The sequence below is a fragment of the Xanthomonas sp. MUS 060 genome, assembly GCF_000963215.1.
Taxonomy (GTDB): domain Bacteria; phylum Pseudomonadota; class Gammaproteobacteria; order Xanthomonadales; family Xanthomonadaceae; genus Xanthomonas_A.
Genome location: NZ_JZIM01000003.1, coordinates 1 through 24,289 on the forward strand (window position 1 = coordinate 1; position 24,289 = coordinate 24,289).

The window sequence follows — 24,289 nt, forward strand, 5'->3', positions numbered from 1 at the left end:
CCACCACCGCCACCACCGCCGCTACCGCCGCTACCGCCGCTACCGCCAAGAGTGTTCAGTACGTCATATGTACTATTACTTCCCGTTATCACCAACCCAGCGCCGCCACCGCCGCCACCGCCGCCGTTGGTACCACCATCACCTCCGCCACCTGCCCCATCTATGCCATTGCCGCCACTACTATTATTAGCGTTACTACCAACCCCGCCGCCAGCACCACCGCCGGTGCCACGTCCTCCCAACTGCCCAGGATTTCCGCCGTTGTTATTGTTATCGTTACTTCCTTTGCCACCACTTGTGGATGTGCCATCAGCACCGTTTGTACCGCAATAATCGTAGGTCACGCCGTTATCGGTGCAGCTGTTAGTCGCTGTTACTGTCAGGGGGGGCAGCAATCCCATCCCTGCAAGGCAAGTCAGGGTGAGCGAGCGAAGGATGGGCCGAGCGTCCTGCGGAAAGTTAGTGTCTTGTCGTGGATAAATATTCGACGGCGTTTGTATCTTTATATGCTTTTTCATAGGATGACCAACCTGTTGATTAGAATTGGTGGGCGAGCAGTTGAAAATTAACTGCGAGGAATAAAAATAAATGCTTCGAAGGATGATGCGGGCAGGCCGCGTATCAAAAAATTTACGGAAAACGAAATTTTTCAGGGGGCGCGAACACAAGCATAAGATCAATCCTCGCAAAATATTCAAGGCGAGAACATAATGAATAGCTACTTCATGGAATTCCCAAGATATATGAGGAATTATGTATAGCTACCATCAATCGCCACATTGATTGCTTGGGGGGATTATTACACTAATGAAGTATTTGCGTCAAGTTAGTTGTCGCCTGTCTCATGCGGCAATTGGAGGATGCGTCGTTGCCGCGACGACGGTATCTTTATTCAGGATTGCGTGTGGCCGCCGGGAAACGCTGGTCCAGCAATTCGATGAAACGACGTTTGCGCTGATAACGCTGCCGCAGTTGCGCAAGGTAAAGGTCGAAGTGGGTCGGTTCGCCCTGGTGGTGATAGAGGCGTTGCAGTGTCGGTAACAAGTCCACTGCCGTCAGATACTCTTTGTGCTGGGTGCGCGCGATGGCGGTTTCGATCAAGTGCTCGCAGATCGGCAAGGTGGCGGCTGGATCGAGTGCTTCGGCCTCGGTCAGTAGGTAGGTCAGGGTTCGGGGCGTGAGCGTCGGGATGTGTCCTTGCGCCATGTCCAGTGCGCGCTGCGCTTGTCCTTCGGCAAGCAACAGGCAGATGCGCAGCTCACGCACACTGGTACCCCAGCGCCGCGCGATGCGGTCATCGACTGCTTCCAACGCACGTTCGCGCCATGGCTCCCAGGAGCCCAGTGCCAGTGCGGCCTCGCGCAGCGCCAGGTAGGTGTGGCTTCCATCGGTTGCAGGACGTGGGCGTTCCAGCGCTGTTGCAGGGCATCTTCGGGGAAGCCATCGCGGGTGTAGGCGATGCTCTCCCGATAGTCCATGAACCGTTTGCGCCCCAGCAGCGAAGAGATGGCCTTGCGCCAATCCTGTGGGGGGGACTGGCCAGTTGCGCCTGGCTCAGCAGTTGTTTGCGTAGCCGGGGGTCTTGCTCGGCGGCGTCCAGCAGCAGGGTCTGCAAGGTCTGTGTTGACTGGTCGGCTAGCCAGTGTTGCAACACATGCTGGGGATTTTGTGTCGGCGTTGTCTTGGTCCGGCGTCCATTGGGCGTGGGACTGGCGCCGTTGCTCGCGGTCTGCGCCCAGGTCAGGGCGACCGCCACCTGATGCTTGCAGAACACGCCTTGCACACCGATCGGGCAGTCGCACTCGCCATGCAAGGCGCCGTTGCAACTGCACGTTGTAGGTATCGCTGCCGGCGACGCGGGCTTCGTATGCTGTGCGGTGTCATGGCGACGGCAGCGACACACTCATCCTGCGCGTAGGCAAGACCACGCTCGTAATGGCGCAAGTCGGTGAGTGCCAGCAGCATGCGGCGATCAATCTGTGCGGGGGAGAATGTGCTCATTCGGTGGATTGTAAAGTCCATATCGTCGGCGGCTCTTTGCCCGCGGCCGGAAGACACGCGACAATACGCGGGATAGCCGATGTTCGGCGTTCCCCGCCTGCGTGCTCATCGGTCGGAACATACGTCGCCGCACTGTCGGCCCTGCTGTCTTCTCTTGCCAGAGGTCATCCATCGCGTCATGTCGAATACGCCCAAGATCCTTTACACGCTTACCGATGAAGCTCCGTACCTGGCGACGCAGTCGCTGCTGCCGATCGTCGCTGCGTTTGCCGGTACCGCGGGCATCGCGGTGGAGACGCGCGACATTTCCTTGGCCGGTCGCTTGATCGCGCAGTTTCCCGAGTCCCTGCGCGAGGACCAGCGCATTGCCGACGATCTGGCCGAATTGGGGCAACTGGCCACCACGCCGGAAGCCAACATCATCAAGTTACCCAATATCAGCGCCTCGGTGCCGCAGCTCAAGGCGGCGATCAAGGAATTGCAGCAGCAGGGCTATGCGTTGCCGGATTACGTGGACGAGCCGAAAAACACGCAGGAGCGCGACGCCAAGGCGCGCTACGACCGGGTCAAGGGCAGTGCGGTCAATCCGGTGCTGCGCGAGGGTAATTCCGACCGGCGTGCGCCTGCGTCGGTGAAGCAGTACGCGCGTAAGCATCCGCATCGCATGGGCGCGTGGAGTGCCGAGTCAAAATCGCATGTGGCGCATATGGACGCTGGCGATTTCTACGGCAGCGAGCGCTCGGTGCTGATCGAACACGCCGGCAGCGTCAAGATCGAATGGGTTGGAAAGGACGACAGCGTGTCGGTGCTGAAGGAAAAGACCGCGGTGCAGGCTGGTGAGATCATCGATGCGGCGGTGATGAGCAAGCGTGCGCTGGCCGCGTTCGTGCAGGCGCAGATCGCCGATGCCAAGCAGCAGGGCGTGCTGTTCTCGCTGCATCTGAAGGCGACGATGATGAAGGTCTCCGACCCGATCATGTTCGGCGTGGTGGTGGAGGCGTTCTATCGCGACGTGCTGGACAAGTACGCGGCCACCTTGAAGCAGGTGGGTTTCGATGCGAACAACGGCATCGGCGATTTGTATGCGCGCATCGCGGCGCTGCCGGACGCGCAGCGCGCGCCGATCGAGGCCGATCTGCAGGCGCTGTACGCGCAGCGTCCGGCGCTGGCGATGGTCAACTCCGACAAGGGCATCACCAATTTGCACGTCCCCAGCGACGTGATCGTCGATGCCTCGATGCCGGCGATGATCCGCGACTCGGGCTGCATGTGGAACGCGCAAGGCAAGCTACAGGACACCAAGGCGGTGATTCCGGATCGCTGCTATGCCGGCGTGTATCAGGCGGTGATCGAAGACTGCAAGCGGCATGGTGCGTTCGATCCGGCGACGATGGGCAGCGTGCCCAACGTCGGCCTGATGGCGCAGAAGGCCGAGGAATACGGTTCGCACGACAAAACCTTCCAGATCGCCGCCGATGGCGTGGTGCGGGTCAGCGATACCAGCGGCACGGTGCTGTTGGAGCATGCGGTGGAAGCCGGTGATATCTGGCGCATGTGCCAGACCAAGGACGCGCCGATTCAGGACTGGGTCAAGCTGGCGGTCGAGCGCGCGCGCCTGAGCGCCACCCCGGCGGTGTTCTGGTTGGACCCGCAGCGCGCCCACGATGCGTTGATGATCCAGAAGGTGGAGCGTTACCTGCGCGACCACGACGTGACCGGCCTGGACATCCGCATCCTGCCGCCGGTGGAGGCCACCGCGTTGTCGTTGCAGCGCATTCGCAAGGGGGAGGACACCATTTCGGTGACCGGCAACGTGCTACGCGATTACCTCACCGATCTATTCCCGATCATGGAACTGGGCACCAGTGCGAAGATGCTGTCGATCGTGCCGCTGATGGCCGGTGGCGGCCTGTTCGAGACCGGTGCCGGTGGCTCGGCGCCCAAGCATGTGCAGCAGTTCGTCGAAGAGAATTATTTGCGTTGGGATTCGTTGGGCGAGTTCCTGGCTCTGGCCGCGTCGCTGGAACATCTGGGCCAGCGCCACCACAGCGCTGCCATCGGCGTGCTGGCGCGTACCCTGGATCAGGCTAATGGCCGGTTCCTGGACACCGACAAGTCGCCTTCGCGTCAGGTGGGGGGGCTGGACAACCGCGGCAGTCACTTCTACCTCGCGCTGTACTGGGCGCAGGCGCTGGCCGCGCAGCACGAGGACGCCGCGTTGCAGGCGCGTTTCGCGCCGCTGGCCAAGCGCCTGACCGAGCAGGAAGCGACCATCGTCGCAGAACTCAACGGCGTGCAGGGCCAGCCGGTGGACATCGCCGGTTACTACCGCCCGGACCTGGGCAAGGTGGCCGCTGCGATGCGACCCAGCAAGACCCTCAACGACGCACTGGCGTTGTTGTCGGCCTGAGTTTCGTGTCACGCACCCGCTGCCGCATCTTGCGGTCGCGGGTGCGTCGGTGGCAGTTGCTCGGTTGCGTTGGTTGCGTTCCTCGCGACGTCGGTCGGTGGACGCTCGTATCGTCCGGCAGCGTCGGCGGGTATTGATCTCCAAAAACGCAAACGCCCCGTCGGGACGGGGCGTTTGTGATGAGGCGTGGCGGGACTTCAGCGCTTCATCGAGCCGAAGAATTCGTCGTTGGACTTGGTGTTCTTCATCTTGTCCAGCAGGAACTCCATCGCGGCGATCTCGTCCATCGGATGCAGCAGTTTGCGCAGGATCCAGATCTTCTGCAGCAGTTCCGGATCGATCAACAGGTCTTCGCGGCGGGTGCCGGAGCGGTTGATGTCGATTGCCGGGTACACGCGCTTCTCGGCGATGCGGCGGTTCAGGTGCACTTCGCTGTTGCCGGTGCCCTTGAACTCTTCGTAGATCACCTCGTCCATCTTGCTGCCGGTCTCCACCAGCGCGGTGGCGATGATGGTCAGCGAGCCACCTTCCTCGACGTTGCGCGCCGCGCCGAAGAAACGCTTCGGGCGGTGCAGCGCATTGGCGTCGACGCCGCCGCTGAGCACCTTGCCGGAAGACGGCACCACGTTGTTGTAGGCGCGGGCCAGGCGGGTGATCGAGTCGAGCAGGATCACCACGTCCTTCTTGTGCTCGACCAGGCGCTTGGCGCGCTCGATCACCATCTCGGCAACTTGCACGTGGCGCGCGGCCGGTTCGTCGAAGGTGGAGGAGATGACCTCGCCGCGTACGGTGCGCTGCATTTCGGTCACTTCTTCCGGGCGCTCGTCGATCAGCAACACGATCAGATGCACATCCGGATGGTTGGTGGTGATCGCGGTGGCCACCTGCTGCATCAGCATGGTTTTACCGGCCTTGGGCGGCGAGACGATCAACGCACGCTGGCCTTTGCCTTGTGGCGCCATCAGGTCGAGGATGCGGCCGGAGATGTCTTCCGAGGAGCCGTTGCCGCGTTCCAGGGTGAAGCGCTTGCGCGGGAACAGCGCGGTCAGGTTCTCGAACAGGACCTTGTTCTTGCTCGCTTCCAGCGGCTCGCCGTTGATGGTGTCGACGATCGACAGCGCGAAATAGCGTTCGCCGTCTTTCGGGAAACGGATGCGGCCGGACAGGTGATCGCCAGTGCGCAGGTTGAAGCGGCGGATCTGGCTGGGCGAGATGTAGGTGTCGTCCGGGCCGGCCAGATAGCTGGCCTCGGCCGCGCGCAGGAAACCGAAGCCGTCCGGCAGGATTTCCAGCACGCCGTCGGCGGCGACGCCTTCGCCGTGGCGAGTGAGCACCTTGAGCAGCGCGAAGATCACATCCTGCTTGCGCGCGCGCGCCACGCCGTCCTGGATGTTGAGTTGTTCGGCGATGTCGAGCAGCTTCTGCGCCGGCATCCGTTTCAGGTCGCTCAACGAATAGATCGGGAAGCCTTCAGGCACGCTGGCATGCACGCGTGGCACGAAGACTTCGTTGGCGCCGTTGTCGCTGGGCAAGCCGTTGTCCTGGAAGCGCTCGCGGTTGCGGTCGCGGCGATTGCGGAAGCGGTCGCGGCGGTTGCCCTGCTGATTGTTGTTCTGGTTCTGATTCTGATTGTTGAAGCGCGGGTGGCCGCCTTCGCGCGGTTCTCCGCCATCGTTGGGGTTGCCGCCGTGTGGCTGTGGCGACATGGCCGGTTGCTCGCCGTTGCCGGCTGATGGGCCATGGTTAGACGGCGTTGGCGCATGTTCCTGGGGAGCTGGGCGTGGCGCGTCGGCCTGGACTGGCGTAGCGGGCAGAGGCAGGTTCGGCTGCGCGGGCGTGCCGTGGTCGGCGCTGCCTTCGGTATCGACCGTGGCTCTGTTGACGCGCGGCTTGCGCACGCGTTTCTCGGCGGGAGCGTCGATGCTCCCGGGTTCAGATATGGTGTTATCGGACAAAGTAGCGTTCCTCGCTTAAGAGTGCGAGCACCCAAACGTAGGGGGCAAATGGATTGGGAGCGGGTCTGGGAGAGAAACTTCCAGAGGGGGTGCGGTGCGCTAGTGCGACCGGATATACCGACACTATCACCGCCGCGCAATCACGGCAAGCCCACGCTTGCAGGCGATTCAGCTACCAGCGTAAGGCCACGGCGTCCAGAGCTGCCGCTCCGCTCCGGAGCGGCTCGCCAGGTGGGCGTCAGGCAGCCGCGCCGCCCAGCGTCTTGTCGATCATCTGGGTCAGCTGGCCCTTGCCGACCGCACCGATCTGGGTGGCCTGGATCTGGCCGTTCTTGAACAGCAGCAGCATCGGGATCGAGCGGACCTGGTATTTGATCGCGGTGGTGCGATTTTCGTCTACATTGATCTTTGCCACTTTCAGCCGGCCGTCGTAGGCCTCGGCGAGGTCGTCCAGCACCGGCGCGATCATCTTGCAAGGGCCGCACCATTCGGCCCAGAAATCCACCAGAACCGCCTCGTCCGATTGCAGCACCTTGGCATCGAAATCGGCGTCGCCGACGTGTAGAACCTTGTCGCTCACTTTGGAAAATCTCCTGGGTCAATGCGATCGACCGGACCGGGTGGCCGCCGCATTGCGGTAAACTGGGGCATTGCGCGTCGAAATCAAGGGATTCCCCCTGTCGCGCGACCCGGTATGGAAGACGCCAGTGTGCGACGCTGCCGGGACCGACGCAAGCTGCGACCTTACGCCTAGGGCGGGGTAGCCTCACGAAGATGGAAAGATGAGCGACAAACCGCTGACCGATGTGACTTTTTCCGCGTTCGACCTGCAACCTGCGCTGCTGGCAGGGCTCGAAAGCGCTGGCTTCACCCGCTGCACACCGATCCAGGCGCTGACCCTGCCGGTTGCCTTGCCGGGTCGCGACGTGGCCGGGCAGGCCCAGACCGGCACCGGCAAGACCCTGGCGTTCCTGGTGGCGGTGATGAACCGTCTGCTCAGCCGTCCGGCGTTGGCCGATCGCAAGCCGGAAGACCCGCGTGCGCTGATTCTGGCGCCGACCCGCGAACTGGCGATCCAGATCCACAAGGACGCGGTCAAGTTCGGCGCCGACCTTGGCCTGCGTTTCGCGCTGGTCTATGGCGGTGTGGACTACGACAAACAGCGCGAACTGCTGCAGCAGGGCGTGGACGTGATCATCGCCACCCCCGGGCGGCTGATCGACTACGTCAAACAGCACAAAGTGGTGTCGCTGCACGCTTGCGAGATCTGCGTGCTGGACGAAGCCGACCGCATGTTCGATCTGGGTTTCATCAAGGACATCCGTTTCCTGCTGCGGCGCATGCCCGAGCGCGGCACTCGGCAGACCTTGTTGTTCTCGGCCACGCTCAGCCATCGCGTGCTGGAGCTGGCCTATGAGCACATGAACGAGCCGGAAAAGCTTGTGGTCGAGGCCGAAAGCATCACCGCCGCGCGGGTGCGTCAGCGCATCTATTTCCCCGCTGACGAGGAGAAGCTGACCCTGCTGCTGGGCTTGCTGTCGCGCAGCGAGGGCGCGCGCACCATGGTGTTCGTCAACACCAAGGCGTTCGTCGAGCGCGTGGCACGGGCGTTGGAGCGCAATGGCTACCGGGTCGGCGTGCTCTCTGGCGATGTGCCGCAAAAGAAGCGCGAGACGCTGCTCAACCGCTTCCAGAAGGGCCAGTTGGAAATCCTCGTGGTCACCGACGTGGCCGCGCGCGGTCTGCATATCGACGGGGTCAAATACGTCTACAACTACGACCTGCCGTTCGACGCGGAGGATTACGTGCACCGCATCGGCCGCACTGCGCGGCTGGGCGAGGAAGGTGATGCGATCAGCTTCGCCTGCGAGCGTTACGCGATGAGCCTGCCGGACATCGAGGCCTACATCGAGCAGAAGATCCCGGTCGAGCCGGTGACGGCGGAGCTGCTGGTAGCGCTGCCGCGCACCCCGCGCGCGGCGGTGGAAGGCGAGGCCGCCGAGGCCGATGGCGATGACAGCATCGGCGAAATCTTCCGCGAAGCGCGTGCCCAGCGCGAGGCCGATGAGCAACGTCGTGGCGGCGGCAAGTCCGGTGGTGCTCGTAGTGGCCCCGGTGGGCGCGGTGAATCGCGCGGTGCCGATGGCAAGCCGCGACGCCGATCACGCACTCCGCGCCCGGTCGACGCCACCGCCGTGACCGATGCGCCTGCGCCCGCCGTGCCGAAGCCTGCCCGCGTGGCCGCCGAGGGTGTGCCGCTGGTAGAAGGCGAGCGTCCGCCGCGTAAGCGCAGGCGCCGTCGCGGTGGGCGGCCACTGGACGCGGCCGATGGAACGCAGTCAGGCAATGTCGCGGTGTCGGCCAAGCCGGTGCAGGTCGTGGCGACGCCGGTCAAGGCCGCACGCCAGGGCGAGCGCGCGGCGGCGTCACTCAAGAACGATTCGTTCTTGACTCGTCTCGGCCGCAAGCTGCGCTCAATGGTCTCCGGTTCCTGAGCCGTGGCATCCGTCCGCCGCGCGCTGTATGCGCTCGGTGGACGAATACCCTGGGCGCTCCGGCATAATCGTCGGATGAGTGTTCTGCGATTCGACAATGTCACTAAACAGTACGCTGGCGGCCATACGGCGCTGGTGGATGTCAGCTTCCAGGTAGAGGAGGGCGAGATGCTGTTCGTCACCGGTCATTCCGGTGCCGGCAAGAGCACCTTGCTCAAGCTCATCCACCTCAGCGAGCGGCCCAGCCACGGTGCGGTGCTGTTCGATGAGCGCAACCTGCTCAAGGTGCGTGGGCGTCGCGTCCCGCTGCATCGGCGCGAGGTCGGCGCGGTCTACCAGGACCATCGCTTGCTCACCGATCGCAGCATCGCCGAGAACGTCGCGCTGCCGTTGATCCTGCGCGGAACCCGCCGCGCCGAGATCGGCAAGCGCGTGCGTTCGGTGCTCGAGCGCATGGGCCTGGGACATCGCGAGAAGGCCTTGCCCTCGCAGTTGTCGGCCGGCGAACAGCAGCGCGTCGGCATCGCCCGGGCGATGGTCGGCGAGCCAAGGTTGCTGGTGGCCGACGAACCCACCGGCAACCTCGACCCGACCCTGTCCGCCGAGATCATGCAACTGTTCGCGCAACTGCCTGCGCGCGGTACCAGCGTGCTGGTGGTCAGCCACGACCTGGCGTTGCTCAAACAGATGCGCAAGCGCGTGCTGATCCTGGATCATGGCCGCCTGGTCGACGATATTTCTCCTCAGGATCTGGCTGAATGAGCGCGCGCAATACCGGCGCCACCGCGCCTTCGCGTCTGGGCGTGTGGTGGGATCACCATCTGCATAGCATCGTCTATAGCCTCGGTCGCGCCATGCGCAAGCCGTGGGCCACGCTGCTGACGATGGCGGTGATGGCGCTGGCTTTCACCCTGCCATTGGGGTTGTCGATCGCGCTGGATAATCTCAAGCAGTTCGCCGGTACGGTGCAGCAGTCGCGCGAGATCAACGTGTTCCTGAAGACCGATGTGGATGTCGCCGCAGCGCAGGCACTGGCGCAGACGTTGCGCGGGCGTGCCGATGTCGCCGCAGTGAACTTGCGCACACCTGCGCAGGGCATGGCCGAATTGCGCGATCGCGCGGGGCTGGGCGAGGCGCTGGATGCCCTGCACGACAATCCATTGCCGACATTGCTCACCGTGATCCCCGCCGCAGACGACGACACCGCGCTGGCGCTGGCGTTGAGCGCCTTGCCGCAAGCCGATTTGGTCCAGCACGACGCGCTGTGGCGTAAACGCCTGGATGGTTGGTTGCACTTCGGACAGCGCTTGGTGCAGGTGTTGTCGCTCCTGCTTGGCGCCGGTGCGGTGCTTGTCGTCGGCAACACGGTACGCCTGGATATCCAGGCGCGGCGCGAGGAAATCGGTGTGCTGCAGTTGCTCGGCGCCAGCGATGGCTTCATCCGTCGCCCGTTCCTGTACCTTGGGGCCTGGTATGGCTTCGGCGCCGGTGTGCTGGCGCTGGCATTGCTTGCTGTCTCCGCTGTGGCACTGGGGCCGCCGCTGACGGCGCTGGCGGACAGCTACGGTAGCCATTTCCTGCTGCATGGACTGGACGTATCACAGGTGTCGCTGGTTCTGCTCGGCACCTTGTTGCTGGGCTGGCTCGGTGCCTGGCTGGTGACTGGCCACTTCCTGCGCCAGACACGGCCCACCGACACGTGAAGTGCGCATGTCAGTGCACGAGTTCAAGTACCTGATCAACGCCGCCCCGCGGGTGATGGTGGTCGATGGATCCAAGCTGGTGCGCAAGCTGATCGCCGACGTGCTGCATCGCGAGTTGCTGGATGTCGAGGTGGTCGGCTGTGCCAGCATTGCCGAGGCGCGTCTGGCGTTGGAGGCTGGCCCAGTCGATCTGGTCACCACCTCGCTGGCGCTCCCCGATGGCGACGGCCTGGCCCTGGCGCGCAGCGTGCGTGAGGCCGCTGGGCAGGCTTATGTGCCGGTGATCGTCGTCTCTGGCGATGCTCAGCGGCATCTGGTGGAACGCCGATTTACCGAATACGTCACCGACTATTTCGATAAGGCCCTTGGTCACAAGGCTTTGGCGACCTTCGTCCGTGGCTATGTGCAGCCGCAGCCGGTGGTTGGGGCCACCGTTCTTTATGTCGAGGACAGTCGGGTGGTGGCCGAGGCCACCAAGCGCATGCTCGAGCGCCAGCAATTGCATGTGCTGCATGTCTTGAGCGCCGAGGAGGCGTTCACCCTGCTGGCCGCCGAATCCCTCGGCCGCACGACGCACCGCATCGATCTTGTGCTGACCGACGTCACATTAAAGGGTGAGCTCAACGGCCGCGACGTGGTCCAACGTATCCGCTTGGATTTCGCCTACGGCAAGCGGCGCATGCCGGTGTTGGTGATGACCGGCGACAGCAATCCGCACAACCAGTCCGCGCTGCTGCGCGCTGGCGCCAACGACCTGGTGCAAAAGCCGATCGAAGAGCGTCTGCTGGTGACCAAAGTGTTGTTCCAATTGCGTCTGGCCAGACTCGATAGGAACGCGGTGACCTTTTGACCTGATGTGTCGAGTCCGTATGCAATGACCAACAACGAAAACGAGAGCCGGATCCAGTTGGAGCCGTCGTGGAAAGCGCAGGTCGGTGACTGGCTGTTGCGCCAGGAAATGCGCGAGTTGGCCGTCTACCTGCGTCAGCGCAAGGCGGCTGGCGCGCATGTGTTCCCGCCGGGACGGCAGATCTTCGCCGCATTCCAGGCCACCCCGTTCGATGCGGTGGAAGTTGTGATCCTGGGCCAGGATCCCTACCACGGGCGTGGTCAGGCGCATGGCCTGTGTTTCTCGGTGCTGCCCGGCGTGCCGGTGCCACCATCCCTGCTCAACATCTACAAAGAGATCGAGGACGATTTGGGCATCCGCCGTCCCGATCACGGCTGCCTGCTACCCTGGGCGCAGCGCGGTGTCTTGATGCTCAATGCGGTGCTTACCGTTGAGGAAGGCCGTGCCGGTGCCCACCAGGGCAAAGGCTGGGAAGGCTTCACCGACCATGTGGTGGAGACCCTCAACCGCGAGCGCGAGGGCCTGGTGTTCCTGCTTTGGGGAAGTTATGCGCAGGCCAAGGGCAAGGTCATCGATACCCGGCGCCACCGGGTGCTGAAGGCACCGCATCCCTCGCCGTTGTCCGCGCACCGCGGATTCCTTGGCTGCAAGCATTTCTCCGCTGCCAACGAATACCTGCGCCGTCGCGGGGTCACCCCGATCGACTGGAGCCTGCCCACGCGCGCAGATCTGGAAGCATCGTTACGCGATGCCTGAACTGACATGGGATGTCGTTCTCACCTCGATCCCGCATGGACGCCATTTTCGCCAAGCCGGTGCTAATTTGGGATGGATAAACGGTCCGTTTCATTGTTCTGTCTGATCGTTGCAATATCTCTGCTATGGCGCATTTTTCGACTCGAATGTTTCATAAACGGAACGAAGGAACTTTTTACTGAACCCGTCAGTCCAATTAGTTGACTGCTAAGATGAGACCTATGAGCCAGACTCTCTCTACCACCGCATTGGTGGCCAACAATCTTCCGATTCCCAGTCCGCTTGGTTCGCTGGATGCCTACATTGGCGCCGTGCACCAGATCCCGGTGCTGACGTCCGAGGAGGAGCACGCCCTGGCGGTGCGCTATCGCGACCAGGAAGACCTGGATGCGGCGCGCGAACTGGTGCATTCCCACCTGCGCTTCGTGGTCCATGTGGCCCGCGGCTACAACGGCTATGGCCTGCCGCTGGGCGATCTGGTCCAGGAGGGCAACATCGGCCTGATGAAGGCGGTCAAGCGCTTCGACCCGGACATGGGCGTGCGTTTGGTCAGCTTCGCGGTGCACTGGATCCGTGCCGAGATGCACGAGTACATTCTGAAGAACTGGCGTATCGTCAAGGTTGCCACGACCAAGGCGCAGCGCAAGCTGTTCTTCAACCTGCGCAAGTCCAAAACGCGTCTGGGCTGGATGAACGCTGCGGAAGTGACGGCCGTCGCCAAGGACCTCAACGTGTCCGAGCGCGAGGTGCTGGAGATGGAATCGCGTCTGTCCGGTCGCGATATCGGCTTTGACGCTCCGTCCGACGAGGACGACGATCATGCGCCGCCTTCTCCGGCCGCCTATCTGATGGCCAACGAAGAAGATCCTTCGCAGGCTTACGAACGTGCCGACAGCGATGACAATCAACTGCAACTGTTGCGCGAAGGCCTGGCCGAACTGGATGCGCGCTCGCGCGACATCATTGCGCGGCGCTGGTTGGACGCGGACAGCAAGATCACGCTACAGGAACTAGCCGACGAATACGGCGTTTCGGCCGAACGTATCCGCCAGATCGAGGCCAACGCGCTGAAGAAGATGAAGGCGCTGTTCGTCGCCTGATCCACCTGCGCTGCGCAAGCGATGAACGTTGTACCGCCATGGGATTTATAGTTGCATGTCGGTAGATCCGCTCAGGGAGGCGGGAGACAAAGCCATGCAAAGGACAGCGACGGAGCGGATGATGAAGCCGGATGCGTCGTGGCCGTCATGTCAGTACAAATCCTGTGGGTCTACGTCCAGCGACCAGCGTACTCGCCGTGCCTGGGGTAGTGCATGGATTGTCGGCACGGTCGCATCCAACAGGTGATGCAGTGCGCGCCGGGTACTCGCCGAGAGTAGGAGTTGGGTACGTTGGAAACCCGCGCGGCGCGGCATTGGCGCCGGCATTGGGCCGAAGCGCTGTACCTGATCGTGCGCTGGCAGCAGCGCGCGCACTGCGGCGAGAAAAGCGTTGGCGTGCTCGACCTGCTTAGCCTCGGCGCGCAGCAGCGCCAGATGCGCGAATGGCGGGAAGCCAGCGGCTTCGCGCTGCGCCAGTTCCGCTGCGGCGAAGGCGTGGTAGCCGCCATGCACCAGAATTTCCAGTAGCGGATGACCGGGATGGTGGGTCTGCAACCAGACGTCACCGGGGCGCGTGGCGCGACCGGCACGGCCGGCGACTTGGATCAACTGTTGCGCCAGTTTCTCGCTGGCGCGGAAGTCGGCTGAAAATAGCCCTTCGTCGATGCCCACCACCACGACTCTGCTCAGTTGCGGCAGATCGTGACCCTTCGCCAGGATCTGCGTGCCGACCAGGATCCCGGGGGCGTTGCCGAGTGTGGCCAGTTGTGTTTCCAGCGCATCGCGGCGCTGGGTGGTGCTGCGGTCGATGCGCAGCACTGGCACCTCCGGAAAGGCCTGCACCAAGCGTTCTTCCAGGCGCTCTGTGCCGATGCCCTGCGGTTGTAGCCCCAAGCTGCCACAGTCCGGGCAGGCCAGTGGTGCTGGTTGCCGCGCACCGCAGTGGTGGCATTGCAATCGCCGGCCGCCGGCATGCACGGTCATCGGCGTGGTGTGCAGCGGTGTGCTGCAGCGTTGGCATGGTGCGGTCCAGCCGCAGTCATGGCATAGCAGCACTGGCGCGTAGCCACGGCGGTTCTTGAACACCAAGACCTGGCCGCCCTCGGCGAGGGTGGCACCGATGCCGGCCAGCACCTCCGGCGACAGCCCGTCCTGCAGCGGGCGCTTGCGCACGTCGAGTACGCGCACCGTCGGTGGCCGCGCATCGCCGGCGCGACGGGTCAGACGCAGGTGTACGTAGCGGCCGCTGTTGGCGTTGTGCAGGCTCTCCAGCGACGGTGTGGCGCTGCCTAGCAGCACGGGCACGTCCAGCGCCTTGGCGCGGATCATGGCGAAATCGCGGGCGTGGTAGCGGATGCCGTCCTGCTGCTTGTAACTGCCGTCGTGTTCCTCGTCGATCACGATCAGCCCAGCCTGCGGCAATGGCAAAAACACCGCCGAGCGGGTGCCGACCACCACGCGTGCTTCGCCGCGCCAGGCGGCGGTCCAGACCCGTGCGCGTTCGTTGTCGTTGAGCCCGGAATGCAGCGCATGCACCGGAACTCCCAGGCGTGCACGGAACCGCGCCAGGGTTTGCGGAGTCAGGCCGATCTCCGGCACCAGCACCAGCGCTTGGCGGCCGCGCGCTAGACAGGCGACGATTGCCTGCAAGTAGACCTCGGTCTTGCCGCTGCCGGTGACGCCGTCGAGCAGGAATGCGGAGAAGCCCGGCGCGGCGAGGAGGGCGTCGATCGCGGCTTGCTGCTCTGGGTTCGCCATCGGTCCGGTTTGCGGCTGCGGCGCGTTGGTGTCGGCCGCTACCGTGATCCGTTCGGCGTGATTGCGCTTGGCCAATGTCCGCGCGGCGCCGCGCCAGTCGTGCATTGCCTGATCCAACTGCTCCTCGTGCAGCGGTCCGGTCGCGAGCAATTGGGCGAAGCGATGCGGGCGGGTGCCGGGGCGGGTGCGGTGACCGGCCCCGGCTTCGGTCAGGCGCCAGGCCCAGGCATGGGTGTCGGGCAGCGGTTCGCCGCGGCGCAGGGTCACTGGTAGCGCGGTCGCCAATACCTCGCCCAGCGGCGCGTGGCTGTAGCGGGCCAGCCAGCGCAGCGAGTCGGCCAGTTCGCCGTGCAGCAGCGGTACCGGGTCCAGCCAAGCCAGCGCTGCACGCAGACCGGGGCTTTCCTCGGCCTCGCCAAGCGCAGCCACCACGCCGCTCATCTGGCGATTGCCGAACGGCACCTGCACGCGACGGCCGATGTCGCTTTGAGTGAGGGCGCTACCCTGCGGAGGCAGGTAGTCGAACAACTGTGGCAACGGCAGTGGCAGAGCGACGCGGAGTGTGACGGCGGGAGCAGGCATCGGCCTAGTCTAGCGGTCGGCATCGGCCGTGACGGCCCGCGCGCGTCGCCCGCGATTCCTTCCAGTGAGGCGCTAAACAGGTCGTAAATAGCCGCCGTCACTAGAGAATCAAATTTATCCACACGCACTGTGGATAAAGCTGTGCATGAGCACGATGCTCCACGCTGTGAAGATGGACTCACAAGCCTCGGCAACGAGTTGGACAAAAAAGCGCCACTCGCATTTATGTCTTTACAAACAATCACTTATCCGTGAAACATGGATGCAACACAGTGTTGCCGGGTCTTGACAAGGGAGAGGGTGGCCGATTTGGGGTGCTGTGTACAACCCGCCGCTGCGATTGTGACCGGAGCGCTGATTTGTGGCCTGCTGTCAAGCGCGCGGTCTGACGCGCGTCTCGCTATCATCACACCGATGATGGAGTTCCGATGACCGTTGTGTTCCCCCCTGGCGGCGCGGCTGCGCCGACTGCGCTGTTGGCGTTCTTGCGTGGCATTGAACGCCGCGTCGCGGTTCTAGCTGAACTGCAGGGCGGCAGTCTGGAAAGCGTTGCCCCTGCGCTGGCCGCAGCGATGCGTGCCTTCGGCCGTCATGCCGCGACCCTGCCCATGACCGATTGGCCGCTGCATTTTTGGAAGTTGCTTGCTGCGGTGCCGATGCTACGCCAGGTCACTGTGACGACCGCTGGTGTCTGGCCGGTGCCGTTTGCACATCTGGCGACGTTACAGCCAGCGGACCGCTTGGCATTGCTGCTGCGTATCGTGGCCGGGCTGGACGAGCCGCTTGCCGCACAGGTGCTGCAATTGTCCATCTCGGATTACCAGCAGGCACTGGCGCGTGCGTGTCCGCGCGATGAGGGCGGTCATCCAGATGCCGCCGCGTGGCGCGCATTGGCCGAGGCCGCGCAGCAGCATCTGCGTGATCTGCCGTCTGCAAGGCTGCAGACGCTGGCGCAACTGCGCGACGCGGCGATCGCCGAAACTGCCTCGCCTGTGCTTGTTCCGCCTGTGGCCTTGCCAGCGCCGCCTGTGCGGCGCGCCGGCAAGCGTGGCGCTAGCCGCGCGCGCCTGGTTATCGCTGTGATCGTGGTGGTCGCGGTGGGGCTGGTCGGGACCCTGTGCTGGGACCATCTGCCGACGCGACATGCCGTTGCCACAGTGGGCGACAATCTGCACCAGATGCTGGGCGATATTGGCCCGGTTCGGGTGGAAGCCTTATCGCCGGAATCGGACACCGCCACCGCCCCGCCGCTGCCGGTTGCGTCGCCTGCTGCATTGCCGGAACCGGCGGTTTACGATCTGGATTTCTACGCGTGGTATGTCGCCAGCGCCCCTGCGCCGCGGATCGAGCGCAGTCCTCCCACTGCCGCCGATCTTGCCGATGCCGCAGCTGCTACAGTCCTCGCGCCTGCAGTGATTGCCCCATCCTCCACGCCTTCGTCTGCATTGACCCCCGCGCAACTTCACGAGCGTCAGCTTGCATGGCAGGCATTGGAGACAGCCACGCAGGTGCGTCTGCGTCAGGCAGTCACCACGTTCGCGGCATTGCCAGTGGAGCAGCAGCACGCATTACGTGCGCAGTTCGCCGAGATGGACGCCATCGAGCGCCGCGGTTGGTTACTCGGCCCGGAGTTGGGCGCGGAGTTCTGGACGCTGCAACCGCTGTTCGGTTACGTGCCCGACGCCCAGCGCCAGACACTGTTGAGTCTGTTGCGTCGCATGCCGGCTGAGCAGCGCGCTCATCTGATGCTGCTGTCGCAACGTACTCCGCCGCAGGACCGCGCTGGGCTACTCAGGGATTTGCTGGCGCAGAGCACCGACAACCGCGAAACCTGGTTGCATCAACGCGTGGCGCGTTGACCGGTCTGCGGGAAGTCCGGTCAACGCTCTGGTGCCTGCACCTTGCGTAATCCAGGTGACGCATGTTTGAAATAATACATTCCCGTCGCGGGTAAAATGCGCTTACTCCGCCACCCGATGCCGGCGCTCTCCGGTGGTCACAGTGGTGGGATCGCTAGAGTCTTGCAATGGTTTTATCTTCCAACATGGTGACGGTCCGTGGCAACGAGTTGCGCAGTACCGCACAGCTCGCCCTGCCGCTGGTTTTGGGTCATGTTTCCACCGGCTTGATCAGCTTTGTCGACAACGTGATCGCCGGTCATCATGGTACCCACACGTTGGCCTCGGTGACGGTCGGCACCGCCTTGCTATGGCTGCCGATGATGATTCCGATCGGCACCCTGATCGCCTTGACGGCGTTGGTGTCGCAACTGGACGGCGGTAAGCGCCATGAGCAGATCGGGCCGCTGTTCCGCCAGGCGCTGTGGTTGTCGCTGGGCATGGGAGCGCTGATGTTCGCATTCCTGAGCGTGCTGCCGATGGCGCTGCCGCGAATGGGCATCGATAGAGGAATCGTATCGGGCGCGCACGATTTTCTGTATGCGATCCGCTGGGGTGTGCCGGCGCTGGTGTTGTACTTCTGCATGCGCTATCTGAGCGAAGGCATGCACTGGACGTTACCGACGATGTTGCTTGGCTTCGGTGGTCTGCTGTTGTTGGCGCCGCTGGGCTACGTGTTGACCTTTGGTCTGTTCGGTCTGCGCGCGCGCGGCGCCGGTGGCCTGGGAATGGCGTCGGCGATCATGATGTGGGCGCAGGCGCTGTGCTTTGCTATCTATCTGGCGCGGGCCAAGCGCTTCGCCTCGTTACGCCTGTTCGCGCGCTGCGAGGCACCGAATCCACGCGTGATCGTTGGATTGCTCAAGACCGGGGTGCCGATCGGTGTCACCATCCTGATGGAAGGGGGGCTGTTCATTGCCACCGCGCTGTTGATCGCGCGGCTCGGCGCGGTGCCGGCAGCCGCGCACCAGATTGCGATCAATGTGGCGCAGTTGTGCTTCATGCTGCCGATGGGCGTGGCTGAGGCGACCACGGTGCGGGTGGGCCGTGCCGCCGGTGCCGGCGATGCGGTCGGCGTGCGTGGCGCGGCCTGGGCTGGTTACGTCATCGTGCTCGGCACACAGGCGCTGTCGGCGCTTGTGTTGCTGTTGGGTCACGATGCCATCGTCGGCATCTACACGCGCGACATCTCTGTGGCGACGCTGGCGTCCGCGTTGCTGCTGTATGCGGCCGCCTTCCAGTTCCCCGATGGTGTGCAGGTGTTGTCGGCCGGCGCACTGCGTGGACTCAAGGATACCCGTGTGCCGATGTTGCTGGCGCTGTGTGCCTACTGGGGCCTGGGCATGCCGCTCGGTGCCGGCCTGGGGTTGTGGCTGGGTTGGGGGCCGCAAGGCATGTGGATCGGTCTGATTCTTGGCCTGACGGCGGCGGCAGTGATGATGGCCGCGCGTTTGCGTTGGAGCAGTGCGCGCCTGTTCGCGGCGCCTGCCACCCCCTGACTTCAGACGGATGTGCGGCGCTTGACGTAGCCGGTATGCTGCGCAGGCGCAAGACGCCTTCCTTATCGGAGCTTTCCATGAACCAACCTGTGCGTCGCAGCCCTATCGTCAGCTTCTTCGTCGGCCTGTGGGATGTGATGAACTTTACCCGTCGGCTGATCTTGAACCTGGTGTTCTTCGGCTTCTTGTTCGTGCTGCTGTTGTTGGTGGTTGTCGCGATGGCGCGCGGCGATGGTGCCAAGACCTTGCGCGACCGCACCACGCTGTTGATCGCGCCGGAGGGCAAGCTCGTCGAGCAGTTCAGCGCCGATCCGGTCAGTCGCGCGCTGGCCAAGGCGATGAACGACAAGGGCGCGCAGGAGATCCAGTTGCGCGATCTGGTGCGGGCGATCGAAGCGGCCAAGACCGACCCGAAGATCGAGCGGGTAGCACTGCGTTTGGACAAGCTGCAGCCGGGCGGCTTCGCCTCGATGCGCGAAGTGGTTGCGGCGCTGCAGGATCTGCGCAGTTCGGGCAAACAGATCGTGGCCTATAGCGACTCGCTGAATCAATCGCAGTATCTGCTGGCCGCGCAGGCCAACGAAGTCTATCTGGACCCGATGGGTTCGATGATGCTGGAAGGCTTGGGCCGCTATCGCCAGTATTTCCGCCAGGGCTTGCAGGACAAGCTCGGCGTGGACGTCCATCTGTTCAAGGTTGGCGAGTACAAGTCCGCTGCCGAACCTTACGTGCTCGACGCGGCGTCGCCTGCGGCCAAGGAAGCCGACCTGTTCTGGATGAACGATGTGTGGCAGCGCTACGTGGCCGATATCGCCAAGGCGCGCAAGTTGGTGCCAGCGCAGATCAGTGCCGGCATCGACAGCATGCCCGATGGCATTGCGGCGGCGGGTGGCGACATGGCCAAGTTCGCCTTGCAGCAGAAGTTGGTGGATGGGTTGAAGACGCGCGATGAGGTCGAACACCTGCTGGCCAAGCGTGGCGTTGCCGATGCCGATACTGTCTTCCGCAACGTCGATCTGGACGGCTATCTGCAGCAATTGGATCTACGCCGCTCGCCGATGGATGCGCGGCCGCAGGTGGCGGTGGTGGTGGCAGCGGGCGAGATCAGCGCCGGCGAACAGCCTGCCGGTCGGATTGGCGGCGAATCGACGGTGCAACTCCTGCACCAGGCGCGCGACGACGATGCGGTCAAGGCGGTGGTGCTGCGTGTGGATTCGCCAGGTGGCGAGGTGTTCGCCTCCGAGCAGATCCGCCGCGAGGTGGTGGCGCTGAAAGCCGCTGGCAAGCCGGTCGTGGTGTCGATGGGCGACTATGCCGCCTCCGGCGGCTACTGGATCAGCATGAATGCCGATCGCATCTACGCCGATTCATCGACGATCACCGGCTCGATCGGCATCTTTGGCATGGTTCCCAACATCGCCCGCGCGCTGGACAAGATCGGCGTGCATACCGATGGCGTCGGCACGACCCGCTACGCCGGTGCCTTCGATATCTCGCGGCCGATGGATCCGGTGGTGGGACAGGTGATCCAGTCGGTCATCAACAAGGGCTATGCCGACTTTACCGGCAAGGTGGCGCAGGCGCGTGGTAAGTCGGTCGAGGCCATCGATCAGGTCGCGCGGGGCCGTGTCTGGAGCGGCGCGCAGGCCAAGGAGCGTGGGCTGGTCGACACGCTCGGCAGCTTCAAGGACGCGGTGGCCGACGCCGCTGCGCGCGCCAAGCTTGGCGGCCAAGACAAGTACCGAGTGCGTTACATCGAAAAACCCGCTTCGCCATTTGCACAGTTCGTCAACGGTTTCGCCGGTAGCCGCATGGGCGCCTGGATGCTGGGTGACTCCGCGCTGGGACACGCACTGTTGGTGCGCAGCCTGCCGGAATTGGACACGCAGTTGCACTTCGTCCAGGACGCGGCCGATAAGCGTCCGGGCGCGCCGGTGAAGGCGCTGGCCTACTGCTTCTGCGGCTTGTGATCTAGCACGCAAGCACTTCGGCGCGCCCGTGATGGGCGCGTCGTGCGAGGTTTTAACGCCGGCCGTCGTGGCCGGCGTTTTTCATTGCGCGGTGGTGGCGTCGTCGATTGCGGCGTTCTGCGCCGCGGCGGCGCGTTCGACCGTTGCCTGTGCGCCTGCTTGGCACGCTCCAGTGGCTGTGCGACGGTCGCGCGCAGTGCGCTGGCCTGTGGTGCTGGCGGTGCGTCGACCGGCTTGGGCGGTTCTGGCTTGCATGCCGCCAGCATGGCCGACAGCGGCAGTGCCAACATCACCCAGCGCAGTGGTGTGGACATGGCAGCGACCTCCTCGAAGGTGGGGGTATCATCCTACGCCTCCTCCGTAGCCAAGCAGATAAGACGATGACGCAGCACCGTTGGCGCCTGGACGGACAGACCGCATTGATCACCGGTGCCAGTGCCGGCATCGGCCTGGCCATCGCACGCGAATTGCTCGGTTTTGGTGCCGACTTGTTGTTGGTGGCGCGTGATCTTGATGCGCTCGCCGCTGTCCGCGATGAACTGAGCGATGCCTTTCCAAAGCGCCGCATCTTGGCCTTGGCCGCCGACGTGTCCGACGATGAGGACCGTCGGGAGATTCTGGACTGGGTCGAGGATCATGCCGACGGCCTGCACCTGCTCATCAATAATGCCGGTGGTAACGTCAGTAAGGCCGCGGTGGATTACACCGAGGACGAGTGGCGCGGCATCTTCGAAACCAACGTGTTTCGCCTGCTTGGCACGCTCCAGTGGCTGTGCGACGGTCGCGCGCAGTGCGCTGGCCTGTGGTGCTGGCGGTGCGTCGACCGGCTTGGGCGGTTCTGGCTTGCATGCCGCCAGCATGGCCGACAGCGGCAGTGCCAACATCACCCAGCGCAGTGGTGTGGACATGGCAGCGACCTCCTCGAAGGTGGGGGTATCATCCTACGCCTCCTCCGTAGCCAAGCAGATAAGACGATGACGCAGCACCGTTGGCGCCTGGACGGACAGACCGCATTGATCACCGGTGCCAGTGCCGGCATCGGCCTGGCCATCGCACGCGAATTGCTCGGTTTTGGTGCCGACTTGTTGTTGGTGGCGCGTGATCTTGATGCGCTCGCCGCTGTCCGCGATGAACTGAGCGATGCCTTTCCAAAGCGCCGCATCTTGGCCTTGGCCGCCGACGTGTCCGACGATGAGGACCGTCGGGAGATTCTGGACTGGGTCGAGGATCATGCCGACGGCCTGCACCTGCTCATCAATAATGCCGGTGGTAACGTCAGTAAGGCCGCGGTGGATTACACCGAGGACGAGTGGCGCGGCATCTTCGAAACCAACGTGTTTTCCGCCTTCGAGCTGTCGCGTTACGCCCATCCACTGCTCGCGCAACATGCCGCCTCGGCGATCGTCAATGTCGGCAGTGTGTCTGGGCTGACCCATGTGCGCAGCGGCGCGCCCTACGGCATGACCAAGGCGGCATTGCATCAACTCACCCGTAATCTTGCCGCCGAGTGGGCCGAGGATGGCATCCGGGTCAACGCGGTGGCGCCATGGTATATCCGCACCCGCCGGACCTCCGGCCCGCTCTCCGATCCGGACTACTACGAGCAGGTGATCGAGCGCACGCCGATGCGCCGGATCGGCGAGCCGGACGAGGTGGCCGCGGCAGTGGGCTTTTTATGTTTGCCGGCGGCCAGCTACATCACCGGCGAATGTATCGCGGTGGATGGCGGTTTCTTGCGCTACGGGTTCTAGGCTTTGCTGTCGTGGTTATGTTTGGCTGGCCTTGCGTTGTTTCGCGAGTCCTTTACCGCGGTTGCCGTATTTCGCGCGAGCCGGCCATGCCTGGTTTGCGTCGGCGCCGGGTGAGGATGGAAGGTGCTGGTGACAGCGTCGGATCGTGCGTTACGGCGACGTGGCACAGTTGCTCGCTTCCAGAAGCTGCTGGCGGCGCTGGAACTCTTCCCGTAGTGCCTGGGCATGTTCCGGGATGGCAAAACGCCAGTGGGTTTCGGCCTCGGCCACGTAGGCCTGCCATGCTGCGCACAGCCCATCGCTGGGTAGTGCCTGACATTGGTCGTGGACGACTTCGCAGGCGCTGCCGCCGGCGCGGTCGGGACTGCCGTCCAGGCTCTGGGTGGGCAAGGGGATGCAGCGTGGTGGTGGCTCGGCCACTTCACTGGTGTAACGCTGCTGCTCGCGTGTTGTGCAACTGTACAGCGCAAGCGGCGGCGGGCTTGGCGCCGCTACTGGTGCCGGTTCTGTGGTGGCGGTTGGCGACGCGGTCGCTGCAGCTGGCGGTGTTACGGTGGATGCAGATCCAGATGCAGATGGCTGTGGCTTGGCCGGTTCGGTGGGTAGTGGAGCGGTGCTGACACCTTGCATGATCTTCTTTTGTTGGCGCATGCCTTTGGGGCAGGGCTGGTTCTGCACGGTCAGGTTGTCCTGCGCGTCGGTGCAGCGATAGAACACGACCGGCTCGGCGTGTGCCAACCCTGCCAAGCCCAGCAATGCGATCAAATACCTTGTGTGACGCATCAGTTGCCGCCGCAGTCCCGAGCCAAGCGCGCATCGATGCCGCGCTGTTCGGTTTCCATCGCGCGGCGCTCGCTCTGTAGCGCGCTGTTGTAGCGGCGGATCAATTCCCAGCGGCGGTCGGTCAAGCGCGCGCAGACCTCTTGCTGTGGCAGCGCGGTGCAGGTGTCGCGAACCAGGGTGCTGCCAGCCGGTACGATCACGCCAGCGCCTGGATAGACCACATGCGGTGGTGGAGGCGGTCCAGATGGGCGCGAGGCGCCGGGTGGAGGCGGTCCGGGTGGTCCGGGTGGTGGGCGCTCGTCCGGGCCGCGTCCGCGCCGCCGTCCGTCCTGGCTGTCCGCGTAGCCGAATGCCCACAGCGGGATCCAGCGCGGATTGCCGGCATTGTCGTCGCTGGTATAGCGCTCGCCTTCGCTGGTGACGCACTCGTACATCGGTTGTGGCGGTTGCACGCTGACGATGCGGATCTCGCGCTGCGGTAGCGGCGCTGGTGCCGCTGCGTCACGCGCTGGATCGGTGCTGAGCGTTGTGGTCGGGCGTGTCAGCGGATCGCGCGGTCGCTGCATGTCCATCACCTGTTGCTGGCGCCCGCTTTCGCACGGAATGCTCTGTAGGCTGGTCGTGCCGGAGGTGGTGATGCAGCGGTAGATACGCACGTCGCCATCGCTGCTGTTGCTGCGCACGCTCTGCGCCCAGGCGTTGCCGGTCGAGGGCAACAGGCTCAGCAACAGCAGCAAGCGTGTCAGGGTGGACATGAGCGCATCTTGCGCGCCTTCTT

At 64.0% G+C, this 24,289-nt stretch carries 18 protein-coding genes and 2 pseudogenes; 12 read left to right on the forward strand and 8 right to left on the reverse strand.

Annotation, left to right across the window (positions count from 1 at the left end; all coding sequences use genetic code 11):
• Together XANALMUS060_RS22815 and XANALMUS060_RS21810 are read right to left on the reverse strand one after the other, a co-directional pair.
• Positions 1-698, reverse strand: a pseudogene (locus tag XANALMUS060_RS22815) (hypothetical protein); the annotation flags it as partial.
• Positions 699-888: 190 nt separating this feature from the next.
• Complete coding sequence (locus XANALMUS060_RS21810) at positions 889-1,311, reverse strand: hypothetical protein (protein WP_045737406.1); 423 nt, start codon at positions 1,309-1,311, stop codon at positions 889-891.
• 868 nt (positions 1,312-2,179) lie between these two features.
• On the opposite strand from XANALMUS060_RS21810, the gene XANALMUS060_RS04735 reads away from it, so the two are divergent.
• Positions 2,180-4,411, forward strand: coding sequence for an NADP-dependent isocitrate dehydrogenase (locus XANALMUS060_RS04735; RefSeq protein ID WP_045737407.1), 2,232 nt, complete (start codon positions 2,180-2,182; stop codon positions 4,409-4,411).
• A 197-nt stretch (positions 4,412-4,608) separates the two neighbouring features.
• Here the strand turns inward: XANALMUS060_RS04735 and rho are convergent, their stop codons facing one another.
• Positions 4,609-6,366: a transcription termination factor Rho gene (rho, locus tag XANALMUS060_RS04740; RefSeq protein ID WP_045737408.1), complete on the reverse strand. Its 1,758-nt coding sequence runs from the start codon at positions 6,364-6,366 to the stop codon at positions 4,609-4,611.
• A gap of 238 nt (positions 6,367-6,604) precedes the next feature.
• Positions 6,605-6,946: a thioredoxin TrxA gene (gene trxA, locus XANALMUS060_RS04745; RefSeq protein WP_045737409.1), complete on the reverse strand. Its 342-nt coding sequence runs from the start codon at positions 6,944-6,946 to the stop codon at positions 6,605-6,607.
• A 202-nt stretch (positions 6,947-7,148) separates the two neighbouring features.
• Here trxA and rhlB point away from each other — a divergent pair, with 202 nt between their 5' ends.
• The 6 genes from rhlB (at position 7,149) to rpoH (ending at position 13,270) form a co-directional block, all read left to right on the forward strand.
• Positions 7,149-8,861 (forward strand): ATP-dependent RNA helicase RhlB, encoded by a 1,713-nt coding sequence (gene rhlB / locus XANALMUS060_RS04750; RefSeq protein ID WP_045737410.1) that lies wholly within the window; start codon positions 7,149-7,151, stop codon positions 8,859-8,861.
• A 75-nt stretch (positions 8,862-8,936) separates the two neighbouring features.
• Positions 8,937-9,623, forward strand: a complete 687-nt coding sequence (gene ftsE / locus XANALMUS060_RS04755) for a cell division ATP-binding protein FtsE (RefSeq protein WP_045728608.1) — start codon at positions 8,937-8,939, stop codon at positions 9,621-9,623.
• Positions 9,620-10,564, forward strand: a complete 945-nt coding sequence (gene ftsX / locus XANALMUS060_RS04760) for a permease-like cell division protein FtsX (RefSeq protein WP_045737411.1) — start codon at positions 9,620-9,622, stop codon at positions 10,562-10,564. Before ftsE ends, ftsX begins: the two co-directional genes overlap by 4 nt.
• Before the next feature lie 7 nt (positions 10,565-10,571).
• On the forward strand, positions 10,572-11,414 hold the full coding sequence (locus XANALMUS060_RS04765) for a response regulator (RefSeq protein ID WP_045737575.1): 843 nt from the start codon (positions 10,572-10,574) through the stop codon (positions 11,412-11,414).
• Positions 11,415-11,438: 24 nt separating this feature from the next.
• Complete coding sequence (gene ung / locus XANALMUS060_RS04770; RefSeq protein ID WP_045737412.1) at positions 11,439-12,170, forward strand: uracil-DNA glycosylase; 732 nt, start codon at positions 11,439-11,441, stop codon at positions 12,168-12,170.
• 221 nt (positions 12,171-12,391) lie between these two features.
• Positions 12,392-13,270, forward strand: coding sequence for an RNA polymerase sigma factor RpoH (gene rpoH / locus XANALMUS060_RS04775; RefSeq protein ID WP_045737413.1), 879 nt, complete (start codon positions 12,392-12,394; stop codon positions 13,268-13,270).
• Between the two features lie 150 nt (positions 13,271-13,420).
• On the opposite strand, the gene XANALMUS060_RS04780 is transcribed toward rpoH, so the two are convergent.
• Positions 13,421-15,610 carry a primosomal protein N' gene (locus XANALMUS060_RS04780; protein WP_045737414.1) on the reverse strand — a complete coding sequence of 730 codons (2,190 nt, stop codon included), beginning with the start codon at positions 15,608-15,610 and terminating at the stop codon, positions 13,421-13,423.
• 428 nt (positions 15,611-16,038) lie between these two features.
• Here XANALMUS060_RS04780 and XANALMUS060_RS21815 point away from each other — a divergent pair, with 428 nt between their 5' ends.
• The 3 genes from XANALMUS060_RS21815 (at position 16,039) to sppA (ending at position 20,977) form a co-directional block, all read left to right on the forward strand.
• Positions 16,039-17,469 (forward strand): hypothetical protein, encoded by a 1,431-nt coding sequence (locus XANALMUS060_RS21815; protein ID WP_052688104.1) that lies wholly within the window; start codon positions 16,039-16,041, stop codon positions 17,467-17,469.
• A gap of 167 nt (positions 17,470-17,636) precedes the next feature.
• Positions 17,637-19,007, forward strand: coding sequence for an MATE family efflux transporter (locus XANALMUS060_RS04790; RefSeq protein WP_045737415.1), 1,371 nt, complete (start codon positions 17,637-17,639; stop codon positions 19,005-19,007).
• A gap of 77 nt (positions 19,008-19,084) precedes the next feature.
• A complete protein-coding gene (gene sppA, locus XANALMUS060_RS04795) occupies positions 19,085-20,977 on the forward strand; it encodes a signal peptide peptidase SppA (protein ID WP_045737416.1) in 1,893 nt (630 codons plus the stop codon).
• 81 nt (positions 20,978-21,058) lie between these two features.
• On the opposite strand, the gene XANALMUS060_RS18285 is transcribed toward sppA, so the two are convergent.
• Complete coding sequence (locus XANALMUS060_RS18285) at positions 21,059-21,232, reverse strand: hypothetical protein (protein ID WP_235430360.1); 174 nt, start codon at positions 21,230-21,232, stop codon at positions 21,059-21,061.
• Between the two features lie 125 nt (positions 21,233-21,357).
• Here XANALMUS060_RS18285 and XANALMUS060_RS19635 point away from each other — a divergent pair.
• Together XANALMUS060_RS19635 and XANALMUS060_RS19640 are read left to right on the forward strand one after the other, a co-directional pair.
• Positions 21,358-21,723, forward strand: a pseudogene (locus tag XANALMUS060_RS19635) (SDR family NAD(P)-dependent oxidoreductase); the annotation flags it as partial.
• Positions 21,724-21,951: 228 nt separating this feature from the next.
• Positions 21,952-22,728: an SDR family oxidoreductase gene (locus XANALMUS060_RS19640; protein WP_045737577.1), complete on the forward strand. Its 777-nt coding sequence runs from the start codon at positions 21,952-21,954 to the stop codon at positions 22,726-22,728.
• Positions 22,729-22,878: 150 nt separating this feature from the next.
• On the opposite strand, the gene XANALMUS060_RS04810 is transcribed toward XANALMUS060_RS19640, so the two are convergent.
• Together XANALMUS060_RS04810 and XANALMUS060_RS04815 are read right to left on the reverse strand one after the other, a co-directional pair.
• Positions 22,879-23,511, reverse strand: coding sequence for a DUF4124 domain-containing protein (locus XANALMUS060_RS04810; protein WP_045737418.1), 633 nt, complete (start codon positions 23,509-23,511; stop codon positions 22,879-22,881).
• Positions 23,511-24,266: a hypothetical protein gene (locus XANALMUS060_RS04815; protein ID WP_045737419.1), complete on the reverse strand. Its 756-nt coding sequence runs from the start codon at positions 24,264-24,266 to the stop codon at positions 23,511-23,513. Before XANALMUS060_RS04815 ends, XANALMUS060_RS04810 begins: the two co-directional genes overlap by 1 nt.
• Between the last annotated feature and the right edge of the window lie 23 nt (positions 24,267-24,289).